Source organism: Okeania sp. SIO2B9 (genome assembly GCF_010672505.1).
Lineage (GTDB): Bacteria > Cyanobacteriota > Cyanobacteriia > Cyanobacteriales > Microcoleaceae > Okeania > Okeania hirsuta.
Genome location: NZ_JAAHGK010000543.1, coordinates 1 through 4,806 on the forward strand (window position 1 = coordinate 1; position 4,806 = coordinate 4,806).

6 protein-coding genes are annotated in these 4,806 nt (G+C 34.3%); 3 read left to right on the forward strand and 3 right to left on the reverse strand.

What is annotated here, in order from left to right; all coding sequences use genetic code 11:
• Positions 1 to 22: 22 nt before the first annotated feature.
• Complete coding sequence (locus F6K13_RS18720) at positions 23 to 331, reverse strand: hypothetical protein (protein ID WP_287287978.1); 309 nt, start codon at positions 329 to 331, stop codon at positions 23 to 25.
• Between the two features lie 279 nt (positions 332 to 610).
• On the opposite strand from F6K13_RS18720, the gene F6K13_RS18725 reads away from it, so the two are divergent.
• Both F6K13_RS18725 and F6K13_RS18730 read left to right on the forward strand, forming a co-directional pair.
• Entirely contained in the window at positions 611 to 844 is a 234-nt protein-coding gene (locus tag F6K13_RS18725) for a hypothetical protein (RefSeq protein ID WP_124154957.1), read from the forward strand.
• The gene (locus tag F6K13_RS18730) at positions 841 to 999 is read left to right on the forward strand and encodes a hypothetical protein (protein ID WP_287287979.1); all 159 of its coding nucleotides are present in this window, start codon (positions 841 to 843) and stop codon (positions 997 to 999) included. The genes F6K13_RS18725 and F6K13_RS18730 overlap by 4 nt, the downstream gene beginning before the upstream one ends.
• Positions 1,000 to 1,475: 476 nt before the next feature.
• Here the strand turns inward: F6K13_RS18730 and F6K13_RS18735 are convergent, their stop codons facing one another.
• The gene (locus F6K13_RS18735; protein ID WP_161564303.1) at positions 1,476 to 2,498 is read right to left on the reverse strand and encodes a tetratricopeptide repeat protein; all 1,023 of its coding nucleotides are present in this window, start codon (positions 2,496 to 2,498) and stop codon (positions 1,476 to 1,478) included.
• Between the two features lie 361 nt (positions 2,499 to 2,859).
• Here F6K13_RS18735 and F6K13_RS18740 point away from each other — a divergent pair, with 361 nt between their 5' ends.
• Positions 2,860 to 3,351 (forward strand): helix-turn-helix domain-containing protein, encoded by a 492-nt coding sequence (locus tag F6K13_RS18740; protein ID WP_124142954.1) that lies wholly within the window; start codon positions 2,860 to 2,862, stop codon positions 3,349 to 3,351.
• A gap of 572 nt (positions 3,352 to 3,923) precedes the next feature.
• Here F6K13_RS18740 and F6K13_RS18745 read toward each other — a convergent pair.
• Positions 3,924 to 4,806: alpha/beta hydrolase family protein (locus F6K13_RS18745; RefSeq protein ID WP_375340670.1), on the reverse strand; the 883-nt coding region annotated here is incomplete at its 5' end.

Here is a 4,806-nt window from a genome sequence, read left to right on the forward strand (position 1 = left end):
CTCCGATAATTGACCTATCAAATCAGTCAATTATCGGAGGTTCTGGATAATTGAAAGGAAATTCTTTTCTCAAGTTGGTAGTCAAAGATGCAGTGAATTGTTTTTCTATCGAAGATACATTTCCTTGAGCAAAAACTTTGAGATAAGTAGTTCGTTGTAATGACCAGGTAAATACAGAAAGTTCTTGAGTAGGATCTTGAGAAAATTTCATAACAAAACCATCTGAAGTCAGAATTTTATCACCGAACCCTGGTTGAAATTTATGCTGTAACCATTGACAAACAGTTTTTGTATCTGGCGTTGGTACTTCTAGGTAGAGAATTTCTTTCATCTGTTTTTTTGGGAATTAATTTTTAATCTTAAAATTGACAATATTTTAATTTATGCTATAGTTGTTAGATAAAACTTTAATCAGATATAAAAGTTTACAATATTTTCTATTATTAAGTATACCCAAGAAAAATTTTCCCTTGGGTAGTATATTTTTAAGTTTCTACTCTCTCTTGAGATGAATATCTTAAAATTGGTAAACTTCGTTCAAGCCTACAAAATAGTTTAGCCTCAATCAGTAGAGTAGTGACAAAATCTCAAAGACAGTAAGGGAGTAGATATGAATTATCCTGTACCTACAAACGATGGAGAAGTAATTGCTTTGCGACAACAGCCAGTTAACGATGAACTTGTCGCTGTAGCTATGGCTGGTATAGTTAATGTTGCTCGTTCTCAAGGAAAGTCTATAGAGGAACTTAAGGCAGAGATTCTTGCGGACGATAATTTATTAAATATGGCCCAAAGACAACTGTTAAGTCAGGTTCTTAATGAAGCTTGGCAGTATTTGCTATGACTTACAAGAATAAGGAAGAGGGAAGAAGGAAGAAGGAAGAAGGAAGAAGGAAGAAGGAAAAATATAGCGTTGCATATTTGCGGGATGAATTAGTGTGGGAAGTGTGGGAAGCGTTGCATATTTGTGCATTGGAATTATATAGTATTTTCAAATGAGATGTAAATCTAGATTGAACTTTCTTCTAATCAAAAAATGCTGTCTTGAGTATCCATTAATTATTGTGCAAAGCTACTATTTAATGCTGTTTTCTCTTCTTTACTATTCCCTATTCCCTGTTCCCTGTTCCCTTATTAAGTAAGACTCTGTTTCCGCATCTCAAATAAAAACGCTATAGTTTCATATCATGTCTCTTTAAACACCCACAATAAAAATTTTAGGGAACAGGGAATAGTGAATAGCGAATAGGGATAAATTTATCAGAGAACACATTTTTATTATCGCTAATTAATAAGATTGGATATTAGAGAAAGAGCAAGTATAAATATGAGATTTACCTTTTCTGCAAAGATTTATCTCTTAGTTAAACAATAGCGCATTAATTATTATTATGTTTACTTTTCCCTCACTCCCCCGCTCCCCTACTCCCCCGCTCCCCTACTCTCCTAACTGACTCCTCTTCCTCCAATTAAATCTAATTTTGTTGAAATTTATCTAACATATCTACTGCAATTTTTTGATTATCAGAGTCGCCATCCAATCCAAAGAAAAAAGCCGCCTGCTGAAAATTTTCCATCGCCTCACTTTGATTTCCAATTAAGTAGTAAACTATGCCTCTATTAAAGTATGACTTAGGATTATTAGCATCAATCTTGATAGATTTATTTAAATCTTGAAGAGCCTTTTTCTGCTCTCCTATTTGTAGATATTCATCCCCTCGATAATAATAAGCTTTAGCATTTTCAGGATTAATTTCTATTGCCTTATTAAAGTTAGCGATCGCTCCTATTCTCCTTCCTAGTTGAGAATAAGCAACTCCTCTACTTAAGTAAGCTTCACTTTGACCAGGATTGAGACTTATAGCTTTATTTAAATCCTGAATAGCACCTTGATAATTTCCTGCTTCCATCTTTTGTTTAGCCTGGTTATTTAGATTAATTGCCTGTTTAGCCATATTGAATCTTTGAGTTATTACTTGATAATTTTCTCGATAAAGCTTTAATTTTTCTCTAGCTTCTGAATATGACAAACTTTCTTCAGAAATTTTTTCTAATAAATTAATTGCGTATTGCCATTTTTGCTGCGCTTGATACCAAGTATCAACAGGATGAGGAGGATTTTGTACTAATAAAGCTGCAGCCATTGCAGATTGTTTTGCTAACCTTAAATAGATTAATCCATGTTCTGCTAAATATAGTTTTCGCTTGACTGCAATGAGTTGATAATTTAGTTTAGTTATTTCTCTAGATACAGGTTGTAAGGGTACACCAGGCAGTTGAATAACTTGTTCTAAAATATCTATTGCTTCTGGCAATTGAGCTAGGGCAGCTCTAAGTTTATTAACATCAGAATCTTGATTAATATCTCCTAAATTAGCTATCTTTGCTTGAGCTAGAGCTATGGATTTTTTTTGTACATTATTTAGCAAAAAAATTGAAATGCCGTAACCTAAAACCAGGATAACTATAATAACTTTGACTAGGTTTCTTTGACCCATAGTTGCTCCTTTCAATTTCATCAGTAAAGCAATTAGCAAATCATGTATTAGCCGTTAGTTTTTTTTATTTACCATATCTTAATCTTATACCAATTTTATCGCAATAGTAAAATCAAGAGAGAAGAAGATCTAAAGGTAAAAAATGATAGAAATAGGTAGGAAAAAGAATTGGATTAGGTTCTTCAAAATATAAATTTTCAATTTCATTTTTGTAGCATTATTTTTGATCAATGGTATTACCTGATATTTTTTTTAACGAAGAGCAAAAAATATCAGAATAATTTACTTTTTTGCATGCTACAGATATGATAGAAAAGATTTTTATATGAGAATAGCAGTATGGACTTGAGAGGAAACAAATATGGCCGGGGTATGTAAAATAGAAATTACAGAAACAGTCCCAGAACTCAAAACATTGCTAAATGGCCAAAAAACTGCTAGTGGCTTTCAGAAGATTCAGGCACTATATCTATTTAAAATTGGTCAAGTGACAACTGTCAAAGAATTGGCAGTTACTTTAGGAGTAAATCGGATTACAGTACAAAGGTGGTTGAGACAATATCGTAAAGAAGGATTATCGGGGTTATTACAGGTAAAACAAAGTGGGGGGCGCAAACCAGCAATCCCACCAGAAGCGCGAGATGGGTTGCAAAAACGACTTAACGACCCCAATAATGGTTTTCAGAGTTATGGAGAAATTCAAAAATGGTTGAAAGAAGAATATAATATTAATGCTTCTTACAAAGCAGTTTATTCCACAGTTAGATATCAGTTAAAAGGTAAACTCACAAAAAATAAGTATAGCGCTGTGCGCAGGGAACAGGGAACAGGGAACAGGGAACAGGGGGAATAAATTGCCGATCATATAAGACTTCTAGCTCTTTTGCCCCTACTACAATTTGTAAATATACCAGCGCTCATTGCTATAGTATGGTGCTTTATATCATGTTCCCCCTCCGGGGGAGCTACGCTAACGGTTGAATACTGACAAATTAACAATGAAAGGAGTCAGTCCTCAGGAGTCAGTAGGGAAAAAGAAGCAAGAGGAGAAGAAAGTTTTTGATTGTGTTTGCGTAGCATTCTGTAGGAAAGCGGAACAGAGTTCTATGGCGCTATTAAACAACATGATATTACTCAGGCAACAGGTAATCAAAAAACCGATTGCAAATTCATTTAGAGCAGGACAAAATTTTCGGCGTTGGTAAATTACAGGATGAAATTTGTAGGGGCAATCCCCCAATGATTAACTGGGGTAGGTTACAGAGCGCTACCCCGAAATATAAATCATCCCATCAATTACCAACGCCAAATTTTCTGACCATCTGTCTGAATGTGTATGATTATAATCATAATGTGGGGAATGATTTAGGTTTGCTCATATTATTTTCTATAGCTCTTTAGATACCCAACTGGAGATCATCTCAATTAGTTTTTTCTTGCCTGTTTCAATGTTTTACTTAACTGAGTTTCTGACAAAGACCGCACAAAACTCAGATTAAAAGGTTTTTCGCCGATGGTCTGAGCATAAGATGCTTGTAAATATGAACTATATTCAGGGCGATCGGCGACATGGGTTTGGAAGAATGCTAAACCAAAAGCATTAGCATAACCATTGACTACATCTGGATCTGGTTGAATCAACTCTGCTAGAGTAGTGAAACTATTTTCTCTAATTGCCTCAAAATCAATATTGATATGATCTGCTCCTTCTGTTAAGACTAAATATTTATCAGGAGTTGTCAACCAAGTAAAAGATTTTGCTTGTTCTAAAACAATAGGAGTAATTTTATCTTCACTTGCGCTTCCCCACAACACAGGTAACTCAATCTGACTCAAACCAGCTTTTCCAAATAAACTACTATTGACTGGATCGAGTACAAATATTCCTCCAATTCTATCATCTTTCAAATTATATTTTTGAGGCTTCAATTCCAAAGCACGACACTGTAGCAGTAGCGACATATTTAAAACTTCCATTTGTGGGCCACAGTCTTGTTTTAGTTGCTGAAAGTTAATCTCTGCACCTGCTAAAGCAAAAGCAGTATAAGCACCAAAAGAATGACCAAATATACCTACCTTTTTCAGGTTTAATTGATTGTGGAATTGATATTGATTTAACTGCTCTAATTGATTTAATAAGAAAGAAATATCCAAGGGGCGGTCAATAAATTCATTGCCATGGAACATATCCTTAGTTTTACCTGCTAAAAATTTCTGGATATATTCATAATCACTACCTGGATGTTGGGGTAGAGCAACAGCAAATCCATAAGAAGCTAAATGTTTAGCTAAACTTTCAAAATTAACT

What these genes read in the sequence shown, in the direction of transcription:
- F6K13_RS18735 (WP_161564303.1), bottom strand. Translation starts at nt 2,498, where the DNA reads ATGGGTCAAAGAAACCTAGTCAAAGTTATTATAGTTATCCTGGTTTTA.
- F6K13_RS18740 (WP_124142954.1), top strand. Translation starts at nt 2,860, where the DNA reads ATGGCCGGGGTATGTAAAATAGAAATTACAGAAACAGTCCCAGAACTC.
- F6K13_RS18730 (WP_287287979.1), top strand. Translation starts at nt 841, where the DNA reads ATGACTTACAAGAATAAGGAAGAGGGAAGAAGGAAGAAGGAAGAAGGA.
- F6K13_RS18720 (WP_287287978.1), bottom strand. Translation starts at nt 331, where the DNA reads ATGAAAGAAATTCTCTACCTAGAAGTACCAACGCCAGATACAAAAACT.
- F6K13_RS18725 (WP_124154957.1), top strand. Translation starts at nt 611, where the DNA reads ATGAATTATCCTGTACCTACAAACGATGGAGAAGTAATTGCTTTGCGA.